Annotated in this window: 21 protein-coding genes; 15 read left to right on the top strand and 6 right to left on the bottom strand. The window is 62.5% G+C overall.

Annotation, left to right across the window (positions count from 1 at the left end):
- Positions 1 to 2: 2 nt before the first annotated feature.
- Positions 3 to 917 (bottom strand): sugar phosphate isomerase/epimerase family protein, encoded by a 915-nt coding sequence (locus tag G9X64_RS19655; RefSeq protein WP_168313347.1) that lies wholly within the window; start codon positions 915 to 917, stop codon positions 3 to 5.
- A 209-nt stretch (positions 918 to 1,126) separates the two neighbouring features.
- Here G9X64_RS19655 and G9X64_RS19650 point away from each other — a divergent pair, with 209 nt between their 5' ends.
- Positions 1,127 to 2,128, top strand: coding sequence for a LacI family DNA-binding transcriptional regulator (locus G9X64_RS19650; protein ID WP_168313348.1), 1,002 nt, complete (start codon positions 1,127 to 1,129; stop codon positions 2,126 to 2,128).
- Positions 2,129 to 2,166: 38 nt separating this feature from the next.
- Here the strand turns inward: G9X64_RS19650 and G9X64_RS19645 are convergent, their stop codons facing one another.
- Both G9X64_RS19645 and G9X64_RS19640 read right to left on the bottom strand, forming a co-directional pair.
- Complete coding sequence (locus tag G9X64_RS19645; protein WP_168313349.1) at positions 2,167 to 3,072, bottom strand: S1C family serine protease; 906 nt, start codon at positions 3,070 to 3,072, stop codon at positions 2,167 to 2,169.
- 137 nt (positions 3,073 to 3,209) lie between these two features.
- Positions 3,210 to 4,154: an AraC family transcriptional regulator gene (locus G9X64_RS19640; protein ID WP_168313350.1), complete on the bottom strand. Its 945-nt coding sequence runs from the start codon at positions 4,152 to 4,154 to the stop codon at positions 3,210 to 3,212.
- A 124-nt stretch (positions 4,155 to 4,278) separates the two neighbouring features.
- Here G9X64_RS19640 and G9X64_RS19635 point away from each other — a divergent pair, with 124 nt between their 5' ends.
- The 3 genes from G9X64_RS19635 to G9X64_RS19625 all read left to right on the top strand — a co-directional run bounded on the left by G9X64_RS19635 (position 4,279) and on the right by G9X64_RS19625 (position 7,525).
- Positions 4,279 to 5,238, top strand: coding sequence for an SDR family NAD(P)-dependent oxidoreductase (locus G9X64_RS19635; RefSeq protein WP_171377243.1), 960 nt, complete (start codon positions 4,279 to 4,281; stop codon positions 5,236 to 5,238).
- Between the two features lie 190 nt (positions 5,239 to 5,428).
- Positions 5,429 to 6,832: an aminotransferase-like domain-containing protein gene (locus G9X64_RS19630; RefSeq protein WP_168313352.1), complete on the top strand. Its 1,404-nt coding sequence runs from the start codon at positions 5,429 to 5,431 to the stop codon at positions 6,830 to 6,832.
- A 324-nt stretch (positions 6,833 to 7,156) separates the two neighbouring features.
- Positions 7,157 to 7,525, top strand: coding sequence for a DUF983 domain-containing protein (locus G9X64_RS19625; RefSeq protein ID WP_168313353.1), 369 nt, complete (start codon positions 7,157 to 7,159; stop codon positions 7,523 to 7,525).
- On the opposite strand, the gene G9X64_RS19620 is transcribed toward G9X64_RS19625, so the two are convergent.
- Positions 7,495 to 8,421 carry a LysR family transcriptional regulator gene (locus G9X64_RS19620; protein WP_171377242.1) on the bottom strand — a complete coding sequence of 309 codons (927 nt, stop codon included), beginning with the start codon at positions 8,419 to 8,421 and terminating at the stop codon, positions 7,495 to 7,497. The genes G9X64_RS19625 and G9X64_RS19620 overlap by 31 nt on opposite strands.
- A gap of 144 nt (positions 8,422 to 8,565) precedes the next feature.
- On the opposite strand from G9X64_RS19620, the gene G9X64_RS19615 reads away from it, so the two are divergent.
- The 4 genes from G9X64_RS19615 (at position 8,566) to G9X64_RS19600 (ending at position 11,300) form a co-directional block, all read left to right on the top strand.
- A complete protein-coding gene (locus G9X64_RS19615) occupies positions 8,566 to 9,177 on the top strand; it encodes a glutathione S-transferase family protein (RefSeq protein WP_168313355.1) in 612 nt (203 codons plus the stop codon).
- 62 nt (positions 9,178 to 9,239) lie between these two features.
- Positions 9,240 to 10,172, top strand: coding sequence for a pyridoxamine 5'-phosphate oxidase family protein (locus G9X64_RS19610; RefSeq protein ID WP_168313356.1), 933 nt, complete (start codon positions 9,240 to 9,242; stop codon positions 10,170 to 10,172).
- Positions 10,173 to 10,258: 86 nt separating this feature from the next.
- Positions 10,259 to 10,720 carry a nuclear transport factor 2 family protein gene (locus G9X64_RS19605; RefSeq protein WP_168313357.1) on the top strand — a complete coding sequence of 154 codons (462 nt, stop codon included), beginning with the start codon at positions 10,259 to 10,261 and terminating at the stop codon, positions 10,718 to 10,720.
- A gap of 22 nt (positions 10,721 to 10,742) precedes the next feature.
- Entirely contained in the window at positions 10,743 to 11,300 is a 558-nt protein-coding gene (locus G9X64_RS19600; protein WP_168313358.1) for a TetR/AcrR family transcriptional regulator, read from the top strand.
- 136 nt (positions 11,301 to 11,436) lie between these two features.
- On the opposite strand, the gene G9X64_RS37020 is transcribed toward G9X64_RS19600, so the two are convergent.
- A complete protein-coding gene (locus G9X64_RS37020; protein WP_257785305.1) occupies positions 11,437 to 11,568 on the bottom strand; it encodes a hypothetical protein in 132 nt (43 codons plus the stop codon).
- 156 nt (positions 11,569 to 11,724) lie between these two features.
- Between G9X64_RS37020 and G9X64_RS19595 the strand changes: the two genes are divergently transcribed.
- Together G9X64_RS19595 and G9X64_RS19590 are read left to right on the top strand one after the other, a co-directional pair.
- The gene (locus tag G9X64_RS19595; protein WP_168313359.1) at positions 11,725 to 12,429 is read left to right on the top strand and encodes a hypothetical protein; all 705 of its coding nucleotides are present in this window, start codon (positions 11,725 to 11,727) and stop codon (positions 12,427 to 12,429) included.
- 51 nt (positions 12,430 to 12,480) lie between these two features.
- Positions 12,481 to 12,786 carry a Dabb family protein gene (locus G9X64_RS19590; protein ID WP_168313360.1) on the top strand — a complete coding sequence of 102 codons (306 nt, stop codon included), beginning with the start codon at positions 12,481 to 12,483 and terminating at the stop codon, positions 12,784 to 12,786.
- Positions 12,787 to 13,007: 221 nt separating this feature from the next.
- On the opposite strand, the gene G9X64_RS19585 is transcribed toward G9X64_RS19590, so the two are convergent.
- On the bottom strand, positions 13,008 to 14,234 hold the full coding sequence (locus tag G9X64_RS19585; protein WP_168313361.1) for an MFS transporter: 1,227 nt from the start codon (positions 14,232 to 14,234) through the stop codon (positions 13,008 to 13,010).
- Positions 14,235 to 14,609: 375 nt separating this feature from the next.
- Between G9X64_RS19585 and G9X64_RS19580 the strand changes: the two genes are divergently transcribed.
- The 5 genes from G9X64_RS19580 to ccmI all read left to right on the top strand — a co-directional run.
- Positions 14,610 to 14,858, top strand: a complete 249-nt coding sequence (locus G9X64_RS19580; RefSeq protein WP_129418519.1) for a hypothetical protein — start codon at positions 14,610 to 14,612, stop codon at positions 14,856 to 14,858.
- A 55-nt stretch (positions 14,859 to 14,913) separates the two neighbouring features.
- On the top strand, positions 14,914 to 15,585 hold the full coding sequence (locus G9X64_RS19575) for a response regulator transcription factor (protein WP_003546765.1): 672 nt from the start codon (positions 14,914 to 14,916) through the stop codon (positions 15,583 to 15,585).
- A complete protein-coding gene (locus tag G9X64_RS19570) occupies positions 15,575 to 16,978 on the top strand; it encodes an ATP-binding protein (protein WP_003546769.1) in 1,404 nt (467 codons plus the stop codon). The genes G9X64_RS19575 and G9X64_RS19570 overlap by 11 nt, the downstream gene beginning before the upstream one ends.
- A gap of 118 nt (positions 16,979 to 17,096) precedes the next feature.
- The gene (locus G9X64_RS19565) at positions 17,097 to 17,519 is read left to right on the top strand and encodes an RT0821/Lpp0805 family surface protein (protein WP_168313362.1); all 423 of its coding nucleotides are present in this window, start codon (positions 17,097 to 17,099) and stop codon (positions 17,517 to 17,519) included.
- A gap of 171 nt (positions 17,520 to 17,690) precedes the next feature.
- Positions 17,691 to 18,858, top strand: a 1,168-nt coding sequence (ccmI, locus tag G9X64_RS19560; RefSeq protein WP_446689997.1) for a c-type cytochrome biogenesis protein CcmI, incomplete at its 3' end; no start/stop codon positions are given.

Here is an 18,858-nt window from a genome sequence, read left to right as displayed (position 1 = left end):
GATCAGCCAAGTTTGCCGGGCCAGTATTTTTCGACATATTTCTGGATTTCAGCGCGCATGAAGCGGCCGGAATCGTCGGCCCGCTCCTCCCAGCCGAAGACGCAAGCGGTGATGATGCCGTCGAACCCGACTGCGGCGAGCGAGGAGAAGAAGACATCCCAATTGATCTCGCCCTGGTACATATCCATGTGCTGATGGATCGTGACCTTCGCGCCCGGCGGATTGATGATGTAGCGCAGCCCTGACGACGCCTTGTGATTATAAGTATCGGCCACATGCACATGGGCGATCAGCGGGCCGGCATCGCGGATCATTCGCGCCATGTCGTCGCCGAAGTAGAAGGTATGCGGCGCACAGTAGAGGAATTTGACGTTCTTCGAGCCGATGGTCTTCAGCATGTCGATCGCCGGATGCAGCGTTTCGCACCAGTCTTCGGGATGCGGTTCCATGTTTAGCGTGACGCCCTCGCGCTCGAACACCGGAACGAGCTCTTCTATCGAGCGCCACCAGGCAGCCTCGCTGTGCTCGTGGGTATGCATGCCGCCGCAGCAGCTGGCGCGGTGGCTGCGATCCGGCGACGGTCCGCGGCCGAATTCCGAATTCATCGTATCGCAGCCCATTTCGGCCGCGATCGCGATTGCTTCCTTCCAGTAGCGCACCGCGGCCTGCCGCTCGTCCTCATGCGGGCTCGCCCAGCGATACATCGGCAGGATAGAGGCGAGCTGGACGCCGTGATCCTTTAGGGCCGCCTTGAATTCCGCGATGCGTTCCTTGTGTGCCCGCGGGCGCACCCACCAGGGCAAAAAATCGTCGCGCGGTGAGAGTTCGATATGCTCATAGCCGAGCTCCGCCGCCTTGCGGCAGAGGTCGCGCAGATTGAGGTGGCGGTGCATATGCGGGTCGAGTGCGATCTTCATCTGGCTCCTCCGTCATCCCCCGGCCGCTTCGCGCCGGCGGATGATCCTTGATCTCGTTCGTTTTGGACCGTCCGGTGCTCCTCCCGGATTGCTGGCACGATACTGCTGCGGGGCCTGCACGCTCCAATGCTTCCTTGATCAAATTTGATCATTGACCTCACAGCGTGCTGATGCTCTGCTGTCTCAGCTTTGGGAGTGAGTGAGCCCTGATGAAGGTGACTTTGAAGGATGTCGCGAGGCAAGCCGGCGTTGGCACCGCGACCGTCGAGCGTGTCCTTAACGGCCGCGGCGGCGTGCGGCCAGAGACGGTGGAGAAAGTCTTCCTGGCGGCAAGACGGCTTGAATACCGGCAAAGCCTGCCGGCCGCCCATCGCGGCCTGATCCGGATAGAGGTGATCCTCGTTCGCCCTGAGACCAGCTTCTATTCGCGCCTGAACCGGGCGTTTGAGCGCATCGCCGCCTCGCTCGACGACAGCATCACCGTTCACCGCACGTTCGTCCGCGAGAACGAGCCGGCGCAATTCGCCCGCTATATCGCCAATCCGACAGCGCGCCGGTCGGCGCTGATCGTGGTTGCGCCCGACCATGCCGATGTCGTCACCAGTGTGCGGAAGGCCGCCGGTCTCGGCATTCCCGTCGTTCAGATCATGACCCGTCCGGCCCCCGAACTGCCCTATGTCGGCATCGACAACTATGCTGCCGGACGTACCGCGGCTCACTACATGTCGGGCATGCTGGCGCAGCGCCCCGGTTCGTTCGTCGCTCTCTGCCACAGCGGCGCCTATGAGAACCATAAGGAGCGGATCCGCGGCTTCTCCAGCTATCTCTCGGAGAAGGGTTCAAACGAACATCGTTTCATCGAGGTCATGTTCGATCTCGATGACGAGCACAATGCCATGGAGCTGCTGCAAGCGGCGCTCCGGCGGGAGCCCGGCATCATCGGCGTCTATAGTGCCGGTGGCGACAACAAGAGTGTTGCCAGGGTGCTCGAGGCAAACAAGGCCAGGCGGCCGTTCTGGGTCGGCCACGAATTGACGGGAGAGACGCAGGACTATCTCGGTCGTGGCATCATGTCGATCGTGCTCGATCAGGCGCCGGAGGTGCAGGCGAGGCGATCGATAGACCTTGCCCTGAACAGGCTCGGTCTGATTGAGGTGGAGGTCAGCGCCGAGCCGGTGCGCTTCCTGACGATCACATCGGAAAATCTTTGAGCTGGGATGCCGTAGGCGTTTTGAGGCGCCGGCGCGGCTTACTGCAGTTGCGGCTTTTTGAGAAAGCTGTTGCGGTCGGCGGACTTGATGCGCAGCCAGGCTTCTCGGCCGTTCCTGAGGATCCGCATGGGGATTTCGGCGCCGGCCGGGCCACTGCTCCAGATCTTGCGGTAGAAATCAGCCAGGCCATCGACCTCTTCGTCGCGGATTTCCGAGATAATGTCGCCCTGGCGCAGGCCGGCCTGAGCGGCCGGCCCGCCTTCCGCCACGCTCATGACCACCACCCCGCCATTGCTCTCGGCGGAGAATGCGCCGAGCCAGGGTCGCGGCGGCTTGTTGACCTGGCCGCGGTTTAGGAGATCGTCGAGGATCGGCGGTAAAAGGTCGATCGGCACGACCATGTTGATATCGGCAACCTCGTCGCCATGGCTCATCTGCAGGCGAAGCGAACCGATACCGAGAAGCTTGCCGTCCGAACCGATCAGCGCCGCACCACCCCAGGAGGGGTGGGCCGGTGCCGTGAAAATAGCCTCGTCCAGCAGATATTCCCAATAGCCGGCAAATTCCTGCCGGGCGACGATATTTGCCTCGACGAATTCTCCGATGCCATCGGCAAGCACGACGGGATCGCCGGGCTTGGCCGTGGCCGCGTCGCCGAGATCCACCGCCGGGGCATTCAGGGCCCCGAGCGCCTGCACCAGGCCGAAGCCGCTTTCCTGATCATAGGCAAGCGCATGCGCGGGAACCACCCGTCCGTCATGGGTCGTCAGCCACACTTCTTCCGCCTCGGTAATGAGATAACCGATTGTCAGCACCAGCCCATTGTCGCGAATGACCACGCCGCTGCCCTCCCGGACAGTGCCCAGCGTTTCCGCCGTGAAGGCATCTTCCGGAATGGAGGAACGAACGGCCACGACTGACCGCAAAATCGGATCGATATTCATGCTTTCATCCCGATGGACGCCGGCGCATTATTCCTTGAATAAGTAAGAGAATGAACGTCGGGTGCAAGGCCGTATCGGACGGAATTTCGGCAGGCCAACGCGCGCGACCTCCCTCTGATGCCTGCACCAATCAAGTTTCACTGAGCGCCGAGACTATCTCGCATGACACCGGCGGGCGGTTGAGCGCGACCATATTGCCGCGGCGAGCATCCCATCACTCTCTTGAAGGCGGTGCTGAATGCGCTTTCTGATTCATAACCGATCGACAGGGCGACACCGGCAATTGCTTCGGCCGAGTTTGTCAATCGGTCACCTGCGAGAAGCATGCGCCAGCGCGTCAGATAATCCATCGGCGCAAGCCCGACCTTTTCCTTGAAGTGGAGAGCAAAACTGGACCGGGACATCGAGGCCCGTTCGGCCAGCGACTGCAAGGTCCACTTGCGGGCTGGATCGGCATGCACGGCACCGATAGCCGCACCGATCCGCCGGTCGGTAAGCGCGAAAAGCCAGCCGACGCCGCGCGCATTCGGCGATGCGATATGGAGGCGCAACACCTGCATGAGCATGACATGAGCAAAATGCTCCGCCATCAGAAAGCCACCCGGCTGCTGGTCGCGCAATTCGCGTGTCATCCGATCGAGGCACCAGCGCAGCACGGCGGCGTGATCGGAATCCCTCTTCACATGGACGATCGGCGGCAGAATTCCGAGAAGGATGTCCGAATTTCCTCCCGAAAAGGAAAACCGGCTGCCGATCAGGAAGAAATCACCACCGCCGCCGCAAGTCGCAATGCCGTCGCGGGCGATCGAATAGATCGCATCGGACGGGATCGCTTCGAGAGTCGGATCGCTGGCGAGACGAAAGGCTCGGCGGCTCGTCAGCAGAAAGCAGTCGCTTTCCTCGAGGCGAACAGCTTCGGGGACGCCATCGACACTCAGCCAGCACGCGCCTGAAATCACCGCGTTGAACTTGATGCCATCAGGGGGCGGAAAATCGATCGCCCAAGCGCCGCCAGCGTCAAGCCCTGCGGAAACATAGCTGCGCGGTTTGAGCAATGCGAGAACATCGGATAATGGGTCCATGTAGAAATCCGGACGATGGCGAAGAGATGTCGGACTTTAGCGCATGGATCGTCTGCAGACCACGCCTTATTCTCGCGACCGTCGCCCCAAGCGACGGCACCTTCGCAGAACAAGGGTAACTATCATGAATGACAAACAAGTCCCGATCGGCTCCGGATTTGGAGCCCATACGACTGCCGACGAGGTTCTGGCCGGTCTCGATCTTTCCGGCAAGTGCGCCATCGTCACCGGCGGCCATTCCGGCCTCGGGCTCGAGACCACACGCGCTCTGGCGAGCGCCGGCGCTAAGGTGACCATCGGCGCAAGAAGCATCGAGGCGGCGCGCAGCGCGGTCGCCGGTATCGATGGCGTAGAGATTGATCGGCTCGACCTTTCCGACCTCGAAAGCGTTCGCGTCTTTGCCGAGCGGTTCGTCGCGTCTGGCCGCAAAATAGACATCCTGATCAACAGCGCCGGCATCATGGCCTGCCCGGAAACGCGTGTCGGCGACGGATGGGAAGCACAGTTCGCGACCAATCATCTCGGCCATTTCGCCTTGGTCAACCGCCTTTGGCCGGCGCTCTCGCGCGGCACTCGCATCGTTTCGGTTTCTTCCGGTGGCCATCGCAACTCCGCCATGCGATGGGAGGATGTGCAATTCCAGACCGGTTACGACAAATGGCGGGCCTACGGCCAGTCGAAGACCGCCAACGCACTTTTCGCCGTGCATCTGGATAGGCTCGCGCGCGACATCGGCATCCGCGCCTTCTCGCTGCACCCGGGCAAGATCTTTACCCCCTTGCAGCGCTACCTCGCAAAGGAGGAATTGGTCAGTGCCGGCTGGATCGATGCGGACGGCAACCCGATTGATCCGACATTCAAGACGCCATCCCAGGGGGCCGCCACGCAGGTCTGGGCTGCGACCTCGCCGCAACTCGACGGTATGGGAGGCCTCTATTGCGAGGACTGCGATATCGCCATCCACGCGACGGATGGAGAACCCGGCGGCGTCAGCGACCATGCAGCCGATCCCGAGGAGGCGGCACGCCTGTGGATCCTGTCGGCAAGGCTGACCGGCATTGACGCTCTCGCGGCGAGCGCCTGAAGCGATGGTTCGCGGCAAACCGTCGTCAACGCGCGCCGAAGACGCTGCCGATTGTCTTACTGTCCTCGCGCCTCACCCTGGCCTTCTCGGGTGAAGGCCGGCATAGAGGCGTGACATTTTTCGTGACAGCGGCATTGTGCAACAATATACGGTCAATCTCATCAGGAATCAGACCGACACGGATTTCGACATGAAAGACTGGCATCCCGATCTCAGCCGCAGCAGCAGTCCGCGTTATATGGCGATCGCCGATGTGATCGAAATGGATCTGCGCAGCGGGCATCTTGTGGTTGGGGACCGGCTGCCGCCGCAACGCGAACTCGCCAAGCGGCTGAATGTCGATTTCACGACGGTGGCGAGAGGTTATGTCGAGGCGCAAAAGCGCGGGCTTGTCGATTCGCATGTCGGCCGAGGCACCTTCGTTACCGGTGGTGCGGACAAGGAGCGCCAGGGATTCGCGCCCGACGCCGCGCCCGATCCCCGCCGCGCCTCTATCGTCGATTTCTCGATGAACATGCCGCCCGAACCGGATGATCCCGAGCTGATCGCCCGCATGCGCGAGGGCATGTCAGCGGTGACGGCGAACCTCATTCCGCTGCTGCGTTATCAGGGTTTCGGCGGCTCCAGCATGGACAAGGAGGCTGCCGCCTCCTGGCTCAGCCGTCGCGGGCTGGTGCCCTCGCAGGAACGCATCTTCGTCACACCCGGCGCCCATCCGGCCCTGCTGGCGATCTTCGGCCTGCTGGCAAAGCCGGGCGAAACCGTGCTTTCGGAAATCATCACCTATCCCGGCATGCGCTCGATCGCCGCCCAGCTGCGGCTCAATCTGACCGGCCTGCCGATGGACGAGGACGGTATCCTGCCGGACGCCTTTGCCGAGGCCTGCGAAAGATTGAAGCCGAAGGCGCTCTATCTCAATCCGACGCTGCAGAACCCGATGACGCTGACCATCCCGGCCAGGCGCCGCGAGGAAATCTGCGCCGTCGCCCGCAAATATCACGTGCCGATCGTCGAGGACGATGCCTACGGCTTCATTCCGCAGCACGGCCCGGCGCCGCTCGCGGCAACAGCGCCAGATCTGACCTGGCATATCGGCGGGCTGGCGAAATGCATCGGCGCGGGTCTGCGCCTTGCCTATGTCGTAGCGCCGGATAGCAAGGCCGTGTGGCCCTTCGTCAGCGCCATGCGCGCCAACAATGTCATGGCATCGCCGCTGACCGTCGCGCTCGCCACCCGCTGGATCGAGGACGGCACCGCCGACACGATCCTGCGTTTCATCCGTGCCGAGGCCGCCGCACGCCAGCAGATGGTCGCCGCCATCCTGCCGGCCGGCAGCTACCGCGCCGATCCGATCAGCTTCAACATCTGGCTGCCGCTCTCCAACGGCTGGACCCGCTCCACCTTCGGCAGCCATACCCGTTCTTCCGGCGTCGGCGTCGTGGCAAGCGATGCCTTCACGGTCGAGGGCACGGCACCCGAGGCCGTGCGTGTCTGCCTTGGGGGACCGATCACCCGGGAGAAACTGCAGGGCGCGCTGGAATTCATGGCCCATGCGCTGGAAGGCCCGCCGGAAATGGCAGCGTCGTTCTTCTGACGCAGAATCCAGCTCCGGGCTGCTCAGGCGCGAGCGATCGACATCAGATCGGTCGCGCCCAGATCTATTCGGGCATGGGCGAAGCGTAACCGTCACGTTCACCACCACCACGTTCACGTCTGATTCGCCCAGGCTGCCGGGCCTGGCTGCGGCCCCACACGCAGCTTGATAAATCTGCAGTCAGCTTGCTGCCGGTATGCGCCAGGGGCTCTGCGGCATTCTGGCGAATTGACTGGCAATTTCCCTATAATGTAATTATATTGAATGCAGTCATTGCGAATATTGACGGTATCAATGTTTGCGGAGCAAGAAAGCGAGATCGTCATGGACACGGAATATCCCCCACTTCCTCCGATGCAGACCGGCATCAAGGGGCGCTGCCCGCGTTGCGGCCAGGGCCATATGTTCAAAGGCTTCCTGACGTTGCAGCCGGAATGCGAGGTCTGCGGTCTCGATTATTCCTTCGCCGATCCGGCCGACGGTCCGGCCTTCTTCGTCATCTGCTTCGCCTGCATCCCGAGCGTGCTGCTCGGCGTCTGGCTGGAGGTGGCCTTTTCGGCGCCGATCTGGGTGCAGCTTCTGATCACCGGCCCCTTCATGCTCGCCACCTGTATTCCGCCGCTCCGGCCGCTGAAGGGCTGGCTGGTGGCCAGCCAGTATTTCTATAAGGCGGAAGAGGGCAAGCTTGCCTGAGGTTTATTCAAAGTCGCGCGCAGGCGCGGCGTTGCGAAATCGAGCAGCGCCCGCAGCTTCAGCGGCACCAGCCCCTGCGCGGGATAGACGAGATGCACCGGCGCCGGCGGCGGTTCGAAATTGGCGAGCAGCGGCACCAGCAGGCCTGCCATCTCGGCGCGTGCGGCCTGGTAGGAAAGCACGCGGGTGATACCGAGGCCGGCGACAGCCGCATCGATCGCGGCCTCGGCGGTGTTGACGGCAAGCCGCGAGCGGATCGGCACCGCGAGATCATGCTTCCCCTCGGTGAATATCCAGCTCAGCATCGAGGCCATGCCCTCAAAGGTGACGCAGTCATGTCCAGCGAGATCGCCTGGATGCCGGGGCAGGGCGTGCCGCGTGAGATAATCGGGGCTGGCATAAACCGTGCGGCGGATCGCGCCGAGCCTTGTGGCGATCAGGTTGCTGTCCGGCAGGTTGCCGATCCGGAGCGCCACGTCGATATGATCCTCGACGAGATTCGACAGCCGGTCGCCAAGCATCAGCCGCAGATTGATATCGGGATAGGCTTTCAGGAAGTCCACCACGACAGGCAAGACATGCAGGCGCCCGAAGACGATGGGTGCGGTCATCGTCAACTCGCCCTTCGGGGCGCTGTATTCGCCGGCAGCGGTCCGTTCCGCCTCTTCCACCCGATCGAGAATTTCCCGCGCCGCCTCGACATAGGCGCGGCCAGCCTCCGTCAGCGTGATCTTCCGGTTGCTCCGCTGCAGCAGTTGGGCATTGAGATGTGTTTCCAGTTCCGAAACCTTGCGGCTGACGGTTGCGAGCGGGGATCGCAGATGCCGTGAGGCGGCCGACAGGCTGCCCTGTTCGACAACAGCAAGAAGTACGCTCATGGCGTCGAGGCGGTCCATTCTATCCTTCCATGATTTGATAACATGCCTTCCAGATTAGCATTCTACTGCAGGCAGGTGGAAGGCAGTAAATTACACGGCAGATGGTTCGAAGCGGCCATCGCCAACCGCGTCCCGTCGAATAGAAGACCAAAGGAACCATCAATGAAACTCTACCATCACCCGCTTTCTGGCCATGCCCACCGGGCTCACCTGTTCCTGTCGCTGCTTGGCGTCCCCTATGAACTGGTCGAAGTCGACATGGCGGCAGGCGCTCACAAGGCGCCGGACTTTCTGAAGCTCAATCCCTTTGGCCAGGTGCCGGTGCTCGACGACAATGGCACGGTCATTGCCGATTCCGCTGCCATCCTCGTCTATCTCGCGCGCAAATACGGCCGCACCGACTGGTTGCCGGAAGAGGCGGTGGCCGCGGCGCGGATACAGAAATGGCTCTCGGTTGCGGCCGGCGAGATCGCCTATGGGCCATGTGCCGCGCGCCTGGTCACCGTCTTCGGCGCCGATTTCCGCACCGACGAAGTGATCGCCCGGGCGCACCGCATTCTGGCGCTGATCGAGGCTGAACTGGACGACCGCAGCTTCCTGCTCGGCGACAATCCTGCGATCGCCGACATCGCGCTCTACAGCTACATCGCTAATGCGCCGGAGGGCAATGTCGATATCTCGGCCTATCCAAGCGTTCGCGCCTGGCTTGCGCGCATCGAGGCGCTGCCGGGTTTCGTCGGCTTCCGCAAGACCAAGATCGGCCTTGCCGCGTGAGAAACCGCCCGGGCAGGGACGCTGTCCCGGTTCCCCCAAATGCCGCCCTGAAGGAGGCCGTGATGCTGGATCTGACAAGACAGGACGCCACATCGCCCTGGCATGCGGGCGAACTCGCCATGCAGCGCAGTGTCGGTGTCGCCGAACGCATGGACGGGCCGGGCCGGAATTTCGTCCGCAAGGCCATGCCGGAGCAGCACCGTGCCTTCTTTCCGATGCTGCCTTTCGTCGTGCTCGGCGCCGTCGATGCGAAGGGCGATGCCTGGGCAACGGTCAGGGCCGAGCGCCCTGGTTTCATGGCCTCGCCGGAGCCGGAGATTCTCGATGTGCAGCTGCCGCGCGACGCAGCCGATCCTGCCGATGCCGGCATGGAGGATGGCGACGCGATTGCGATGCTCGGGATCCAGCTCGAGACCCGGCGGCGCAACCGGCTGAACGGCGTGATCCACAGGGCGGACGCTGGAGCTTTCCAGGTACGCGTCGGCCAGAGCTTCGGCAATTGCCCGCAATATATCCAGCTTCGCTCTTCCGCCTTCGTCCGCGACCCTGATGTGCCCACAGCGATGCCGCCGCTTCATTCCGGCCAACTCGAAGATCGGGCGAAGCGGATGATCGAGGGCGCCGATACCTTCTTTGTCGCCTCCTATGTCGACCGGGAGAATGGCGAGCGGCAGGTGGACGTGTCGCACCGCGGCGGCAATGCCGGCTTCGTGCGTGTCGGCGTCGACGGCGTGCTGACCGTTCCCGATTTTCCCGGCAATCGGTTCTTCAACACGCTGGGCAATTTCCTCGTCAACCCGAAGGCAGGGCTGGTCTTCATCGATTTCGAAACCGGCGACATGCTGCAGATGACGGGAAGGGTCGAGGTGCTGCTGGATTCACCCGAGGTCGCCAGCTTTCAACGGGCGGAAAGGTTGTGGCGTTTCACGCCGGAAGAGATCGTGCTTCGCCCGGATGCCCTGCCGCTGCGGTGGAGCCTGCCTCCCGGCCTTTGAGAAATGTCGTCTCGAAGCGGCTTGCCAATCATTTTACCGATAGGTACAATGATAACCGTTCAGTACAGGAACGCCCCGGAGAACCCATGTCGAGCCTCATCCCGCCTTTCACCCTTGAGACTGCCACCCAGAAAGTCCGTCTTGCCGAGGACGGCTGGAACAGCCGTGATCCCGAGCGCGTCTCGCTCGTCTATACGCCGGATAGCCGCTGGCGGAACCGCGCCGAATTCATCACCGGCCGTGCCGAGATTGTCGCCTTCCTCACCCGCAAATGGGCAAAGGAGCTGGATTACCGGCTGATCAAGGAAATCTGGGCCTTCACCGATCATCGCATCGCTGTTCGCTTCGCCTATGAATGGCACGATGACAGCGGCAACTGGTTCCGCTCCTATGGCAACGAGAACTGGGAATTCGACGCTTCCGGCTTGATGCAGCGCCGCTTCGCCTGCATCAACGACCTGCCGATCCGGGAATCGGAACGCAAATACCATTGGCCGCTCGGCCGGCGGCCGGACGACCATCCCGGCCTGACAGAACTCGGCCTCTGATGAAGCCAAGGAAAGTTCGCGGGTGAAAACTGTCTACGAACGCGCCGACATCATACCGCTGCTGGCGGAAATCTTCCGCGAGTTCGGCTACGAGGGCACGTCGCTCAGCCGGATCACCGAACGCACCGGCATCGGCAAGGGCAGCCTTTACCACTTCTTCCCCGGCGGCAAGGAGGAGATGGCGAGTGCCGTGCTCGCCGAGGTCGATGCCTGGTTCGAACATGCGATCTATCAGCCGTTGAGAGAGGGCGACGCCCGTGAGACGATCGCAGCGATGTGGACGAATGTGAACGATTATTTCCGCTCCGGCGGCCGCATCTGCCTCGTCGGTGCCTTCGCGCTTGACGAGACCCGGGAACGGTTTTCGGCAGCGATCGGCGACTATTTCGTCCGCTGGATCGACGCCTTGCGTTCGGCGCTGATGCGGGCAGGCTGCCCTGAGGGGGAGGCTCAAGCGCTCGCCGAGGAGGGCGTCGCCGGTATTCAGGGCGCGCTGGTGTTGTCGCGTGCGCTGGACGACAGGATGGTCTTCAGCCGATCGTTGGACACGCTGGCGAAACGGCTGGATGCTGTGATGTGATGAGGGGCGGTCAAACCGCTGGGATGTTTATTGTACCTATGAAAAAATTCACCCGGCCACGAGTGACTGGCCGGGGCATTGATCGGGCGCGCTGGGGCGGCGCTCGAGCTTACATCGGTACCGCTTTGCGTCTATTTCAGCGTTGTTGTTGAGGCTGCTGGGCCGGGCGCGTATTTTCCCGTTCAGGGCGAACCTGGCGCCATTCGTTTTCCATCTGGTCGACGACATGCTGGGGAATGGTGGTTGGGGCATTGGCGGATGTCTGCATCGGAAGTCTCCTCTTTTCGTGGTAAGGCTTCAGGGCAAGAAGATGCATTGCACAAGACAAAAGGCGTGTAAATCAGTGGCTTAAACACTTTAAACGATTAAATCGAATTTAATCGATTAAGATAGTTTTAACCTTGATATTTGAGGGAAGCGCGGAATGGTTGTCCACATGGACCGGGCATTCTTTTTCGATGTTGTGCGGCACGGACTCTTCAAGGGAGAGCTGACGCAGCCTCAGGTAGTGGGCATCACGGCGATCCTCGACGCCTGGGAAGAACGGTTTGCCCATGCCGACCGGCGGTGGCTCGCCTATATCCTCGCAACCGCTTACCACGAGACCGCTTATACGATGCAGCCGGTGCGAGAGACGCTGGCGGAAAGCGATGTGCGCGCAGTCGAGATCCTCGAGACGGCCTTTGCCGCAGGCCGGCTCTCCTGGGTAAAGACGCCCTACTGGCGGCCGGATGAGGATGGTCGCAGCTGGCTTGGACGCGGCCTGGTGCAGCTCACCCACAAGCGGAACTATGAGGCGATGAGTGTGCTGACGGGGATCGACCTCGTTGCCGATCCCGACCGGGCGATGGAGATGGATGCGGCGGTGACGATCCTGATCGAAGGCATGCTCCAGGGCAGCTTTACCGGCCACAGGCTCGCCGATCACCTGAACGCGACGACCGCGGACTGGGTGAATGCGCGCCGCATTGTCAATGGCACCGACCGGGCGGAAAAACTCGCCGCCTATGCCATGGTCTTCGATGCGGCGATACGTCCCGATGCGGCCCGTGGCATGCTCGCGCGGTTGAAGGCCTGGGGCGCGCATGTTATCGCCCGGCTGAGATCTGGAGTGCGGCGCGTTCGATAGGATGCGCCAAGGTCGCTCCATCGTTTGGATAAATCTGACAGGAGCTTCCGCGTGATCCGTCATATCGTCTTTTTCACCGTGCAGGAGGAACATCTGCAGGAGGTGAGGGCCGGGCTTTCTATACTGACCGGCATTCCGCATGCGCGGCTGCTGGAAATCGGCACCAATGTGAAGACCGATCAGCTGGGCACCGAGATCGATCTTGTAGTCTATGGCGAATTCGACGACGAGGCGGCCCTTGCCGCCTACAAGGCGCATCCCGATTATCAGCTCTCGATCGATCGTGTGCGGCCGCTCCGGGAAAAGCGCATCGCCGCCGACTACGATAACCACACGGCGGTGACGCGGCCGCTCTGACTTGCGAAGCGTTCGGCCACGCTGTATTCCATTGAAATTTCAAATGGATGAATGATTGTCCGGATTCGGATCGCTGCGAAGCTGACTCAACTTCCGAACCACCGGACTCAACTTTCGAAAAAGCGGCGGCAAGCGATTCAAAAGATTCGCCAAAACCGGCTGCTGGTTCGTGATCAGGTTGCGGTGGATGGAAAGCCGCTCTCATCCTGCGTGGATGATAATCAAGAGACATTAAGAATGGCTGATTCCGATGCGCGGGCGCCGCGCACCAGCGCCATCAGCATCAGCACGAAGATGAGAGACAGTGCCGCGAGAACTGCGCAGGCGGCGAGCGCCGGGCCGGTGCCGGCGCGGTCGAGGATGGCGGTGAAGATGACGGGGGCGATGGCGTTGGCGAGGTTCTGCGGCAGCGACAGCCGGGCCGATTGCAGTCCGAATTCGCTCGGTGAGAACAGCGCCAGCGGCAGCAGCGCGCGGGCGACGGTCATGACGCCGGTGCCGAACCCGTAAAGCAGGACGAAGGTGACGAGCAACGGCGTCGACGGGCTGGCAACCAGCATGATAAGAAAGCTCATCATCATCAGGCTGATGCCCATGGCCGCGCTGAGCATGGGATTGCCGCGCCGGCCGAGCAGCATGTCGAGGAAACGTGCCGAGATGCCGAGGATGCCGCGTGCCGAGCCGAGCTGCAGCGCAAAGGCCGGCGAGGCGCCGGACTGGCGGAAGATTTCGAGCAGTGATGGCGAGATGCCGAAGGTGACGAAGGTCGAGATCGTCGTTGCCGCGGCGATCAGCAGGAAGGCTTTGCGCTGCTTGGCCTTCGACAGTGGCACCGGGGCGATTTCGGCTGTGCCGCCGTCGACATGTGTTGCGACCGGCTTCGGCAGAGCGAAAAGATGCAGCGGCAGGCAGACGAAGAATTGTAGCGCCGCACAGACCAGGAAGGTGAGGCGCCAGCCGACCGCCTCGTTGAGCAGGCTGAGGATAGGCCAGAAGATGGCGCTCGAAAGCCCGGTGAACAGCATCAGGATGGCGATGACGCGTTTGCCGTTTGCCCCTTCGCGCTCGACGACGGCGGTATAGGCCGGCGCTGAGAGGCCACATGCGCCGCCGATGCCGATGATGATCCAGGCGCTGGCATAGAGCACAATGCCGTTTGCGGCGGCAAGCAGAAGCAGGCCAAGCGCAAAGATCAGCGAGGAGGCCGAAAGCACCCGCGCAGCACCATAGCGGCCGAGCCAGCGGCCGGTCACCGGACCGACGATGGCGCTGACCACCATCATGATCGTCAAGCCGGCAAATACCACTTCGTTCGCCAGGCCGAGATCCGGCGCCACGACGCGACCCATGACCCCGAGCATGTCGAAGGTCGTGCCCCAGCCGATCAACTGAGTAACGGCAAGGACGGTGACCGTCTGCGCCGAGCGGAAGCGGGAGGATTTTGGCATTGGTGCTGAAACGGTCTGAAATGCGGGGGCAGCAAGCACATAACAGTTTCAACCGGCCGGTGAAAGCTGCGGGCGGCAGGAAAGAGAAGAGCGCGGCCGATTCGCAGACAAAGACTCCGGTGTCGGTCCCGCCGGCTTCCCGCCTTTACCGGAGGTGATGAAGAATGCGTGGATGCCAAGGATGAGGGTATCATTTTTGGACGCAACGGCGGCCGCCGGAGCTTGCTGCGGCGGCGGATTACAGGCGCTGAAACCGGCTGCCCCGAACAGTCGAGAACAGTTCTAAACACCCTGCATTACACCGCATTCATTTGCCATTCAGGTCGCGTGAGTACATATTCGGGGCAAGTTGGCATTACCTTGAAAGCATAACACATGGCCTTTCCTCTGAGCGTCGCAGCATTGGCCGCCGGACTGGTGGTATCGGCGCCCTCACCGGACGCCGCGGGCAGTTTTGTCGTGCGTATCGGAGGCGATTGCAGTGCCGCCGCGGCCCAAGTCGTCGAGCAGACGGGCGGCCAGCTCCTGTCCGTGCAACCGGTGGGCGATACCTGCATCATCACCGTTCTTGTGCAGGGCAATGGCCAGCGCCCACGCAAAGTCACGGTAAAGGTTCCGATGTAGGCGGAATCGGCTTATTCAGGACATTGATCGATTTGAAGCGGACGAAGGCGGACCGATGCGCATCCTGGTAGTCGAAGACGACGTTAATCTGAACCGGCAGTTGGCCGACACGCTGAAGGAGGCAGGCTATGTCGTCGACCAGGCGTTCGACGGCGAAGAAGGCCATTTCCTCGGCGACACCGAACCCTATGACGCCATCATCCTCGATATCGGTCTGCCGGAGATGGACGGGGTCACCGTTCTTGAAAAATGGCGCGGCGCCGGCCGCGGCGTGCCGGTGCTGATCCTGACGGCGCGCGACCGCTGGAGCGACAAGGTCGCCGGCATCGACGCCGGTGCCGACGACTACGTCACCAAGCCTTTCCATGTCGAGGAAGTGCTGGCCCGCATTCGGGCGCTGATCCGGCGCGCGGCCGGGCATTCCTCATCCGAGATCATCTGCGGGCCGGTGCGGCTCGATACCAAGTCCTCGAAGGCGACGGTCAACGGTACGACGCTGAAGCTGACCTCGCACGAATATCGTCTGCTTTCCTATCTCATGCATCACATGGGCGAGGTCGTCTCGCGCACCGAACTGGTCGAGCATATGTACGACCAGGATTTCGACCGTGATTCCAACACGATCGAGGTCTTCGTCGGCCGCCTGCGCAAGAAAATGGGGGTTGATCTGATCGAAACGGTGCGCGGTCTCGGTTACCGTATCCAAGCGCCGAAACATGCGAATTAAGTCGCTCACCGCACGTGTTTTGCTGCTGACCACGGTCTGGTCGACGGTGGCGCTGGTGGTGATCGGTCTGCTGATCTCCACCCTCTACCGCAAGAGCGCCGAACGCGGTTTCCAGGATCTGTTGCGGGCGCAGCTCTACAACGTCATCAATTCGGTAACGATCGGCGATCAGGGCGCGCTCAGCGGCAGCCCGCAGCTCGGCGACCTGCGTTTTGCCCAGCCGAAGACCGGCTGGTACTGGGTGGTGGAGCCGCTCGGCACCTATACGACCGCACCGCTGGTGTCGCCTTCGCTCGGCTCGGCGCTCATTCCGGTTCCCTCTGTCGTCGAGGCGCCCTTCGACAAGAATTACGAGCGCTACTACCAGGTGACGGATGCCTCCGGGAACCGCGTGCAGGTGGCCGAGACCGAAGTGGTGCTCGATACCGACGGGCGTGCGGCGCGCGTCCGCGTCACCGGCAATGTCGATGTCGTCGAGGACGACGTGCGTACCTTTTCCCACAGCCTCTATCTGGCGCTCGCCGGTTTCGGCGTCGGCAGCCTGATCGTCAACGCGCTGGCGATTCTCTACGGCCTGAAGCCGCTCGACAAGGCACGTGCCGCGCTGGAGCGCATCCGCGCCGGTGAGAGCGAGCAGCTGAAAGGCGACTTCCCGCGCGAAATCCTGCCGCTCGCCAACGAGGTGAACGCGCTGATCGACAGCAACCGCCGCATCGTCGAGCGGGCCCGCATGCAGGTCGGCAATCTCGCGCATTCGCTGAAGACGCCGATCGCCGTGCTTCTCAACGAGGCGCGCGTGCTCGAAAAATCCCATGGGGAGCTGGTGCGCAGCCAGGCGGAAGCAATGCAGGGGCAGGTGCAGTCCTATCTCAATCGGGCGCGTATCGCCGCGCAGCGCGAATCCGTGCTCGCCCGCACCGATGCCGAGCCGGCGCTTGAACGGCTGGTGCGCGTCATGCGCCGGCTGAACGTCGATACCGAATTCGATCTCGTCGTCTCGCCGCCGCATCTGGCCGTTGCCATGGAGCAGCAGGATCTCGAGGAGACTGTCGGCAATCTCCTGGAAAATGCGGCGCGTTTTGCCAAAAGCAGGGTGCGGCTTTCGGCCGTCGAGGCCGGCGAGGATGTGAAGGGGGTTGAGGCGAGCGCGCGCCGTCACTGGGTGGAACTCGCCGTCGAGGATGACGGGCCGGGCCTGGAGCCGGATCAGATCCGCGAGGCGTTGAAGCGCGGCCGCCGGCTCGACGAAAGCAAGCCCGGAACCGGACTCGGCCTTTCGATCGTCACCGAGATTTCCAACGAATACCAGGGACGGCTCGAGCTTTCCCGCGGTGAATGGGGCGGGCTGAAGGCGAAGCTTATCCTGCCCGGCGTCACAAAGGATGTTGCATGAGCAACTGCTTGATGTCACAAAGATACTGGCAAATGTATAGCATGCTTTGCCTTAATGCTGACACGGGGACGCTGCACTTCGATCGGCTGAAATTGACCCCTGATCGTGGTTCGACGCAATGATTTTACGCTCGCAAGGCATGATCGCTTCCGCTCTTCTCGTCGCCGTCGCGCTGTCCGGCTGCACGACGACGAAGAGTGCCGCTTCGCGCGGCATTTTTTCGAGCAAGCCCTCGGCATCGGCCGCCTTCATCACCGCGCTGCAGGGCGGCATCGTCGGCCGCAGCGGCGTGAGCTTGACCGACAGCGACAAGCAGCGGGCGCTCGAGGCGGAATATCGGGCGCTGGAAGGGGCCGCCGTCGGCCAGCCGGTGCTCTGGACCGGTAAGGACGTCACCGGCAAGGTCGTCGCGGCTGCACCCTATCAGGTCGGCTCGCAGAACTGCCGGCAATATACCCACACGCTGACCGTCGACGGCAAGGACACGGTGGCCCGCGGCGCTGCCTGCCGCAACGAGGACGGCAGTTGGTCGCCGCTCTGAATTGCGGCCAATAGAGCGCCGGGCGTCCGACAGGACGCGCTATCACTTTAAATGGCGCATAATCCTTTCCGAAAATCGATTCCGATTCTCGGGGTTATGCGCTAGCCTCAAATCTTCGTCATTCCGGCTTTGGCAGTTGGAATGACGGCGCGCTTCACGTATTTGGGCGACATGCTGTTCTGGATTCTCGTTGCCGCTTTGACGGCAGCTCTCGCCGTCATCCTGCTCTACCCCCTTCTGCGCGGAGCGAAGGCGGCGGATAATATCCGTGCGGGCGAGGCGGCGGTCTATCGCGACCAGTTGCGTGAACTCGACCGCGATCTCAATGGCGGGTTGATCACCCCGGAGGAGGCCGATTACGCCAGGGCGGAAATCGGCCGGCGGCTGATCGCCGTCTCTGCAGACGAGCCGGCTGAGACGCCGAAACCCGCACGGCATCACCGTTTCACCGAGGCCTTCGTCCTCCTGGTCCTGCCGGTTCTCGGGCTCTGTCTTTATTTGACGACGGGCAGGCCGGACCTGCCCTCGCAGCCGCTGGAAGCGCGGCTGGAAAATCCTGGCAACGACGTGGCGATGCTGATCACCAAGGCGGAACGGCACCTGGCTGAGAAGCCCGATGACGGCAAGGGCTGGGACGTGCTGGCGCCGATCTATTTCCGCACGATGCGCGTCAACGACGCGCAAGTGGCCTATCGCAATGCGATCCGGCTTCTCGGCCCGAGCCCTGTCCGGCTCGATGGTCTTGCCGAGACGCTGATGGCGGTCTCGGACGGCGTGGTGACGGAGGAGGCGCGGCAAGTGCTGGAACAATCGCTGACGCTCGAACCTGACAATCCGCGTGCCCGCTTCTACATCGCCCTCAGCATGGAGCAGGCGGGACGGCCCGATGAGGCGCGCAAGGCCTTCGAGGCACTGGCAAAACAATCGCCCGCCGATGCGCCCTGGCTGCCGTTGGTCAACGAGCATATCGCCATGAACGGTGGCCCGCCGGTAATCCCGGGCGCCAATCAGGCGGCGCCGGGCGCCAATCAGGCTGTCCCGGCCGCCCCCGGCAATCCGACGCAGCAAGATGTAGCGGCGGCCGAGAATATGACCGCCGGCGACCGACAGCAGATGATCCGCGGCATGGTCGAGAGCCTCGATGCCAAGCTCAGCGAGGATCCGAACAATTTCGAGGGATGGATGCGGCTCGTCCGCTCTTATGCCGTATTGAACGACAAGGATCGCGCCGCCGACGCCTTGAAGCGCGGGCTTGCGGCTTTTCCGCCGCCGGGCGAACGGGGCAGGCAATTGCTGGCGCTTGCCAGGGAACTCGGCATAGCCACGGAGGGAGCGACGC

It is taken from the genome of Rhizobium sophorae (assembly GCF_013087515.1).
Lineage (GTDB): Bacteria > Pseudomonadota > Alphaproteobacteria > Rhizobiales > Rhizobiaceae > Rhizobium > Rhizobium sophorae.
The sequence above is the reverse complement of the archived record's forward strand: the minus strand, read 5'-3'. Positions and strand labels throughout refer to the sequence as shown.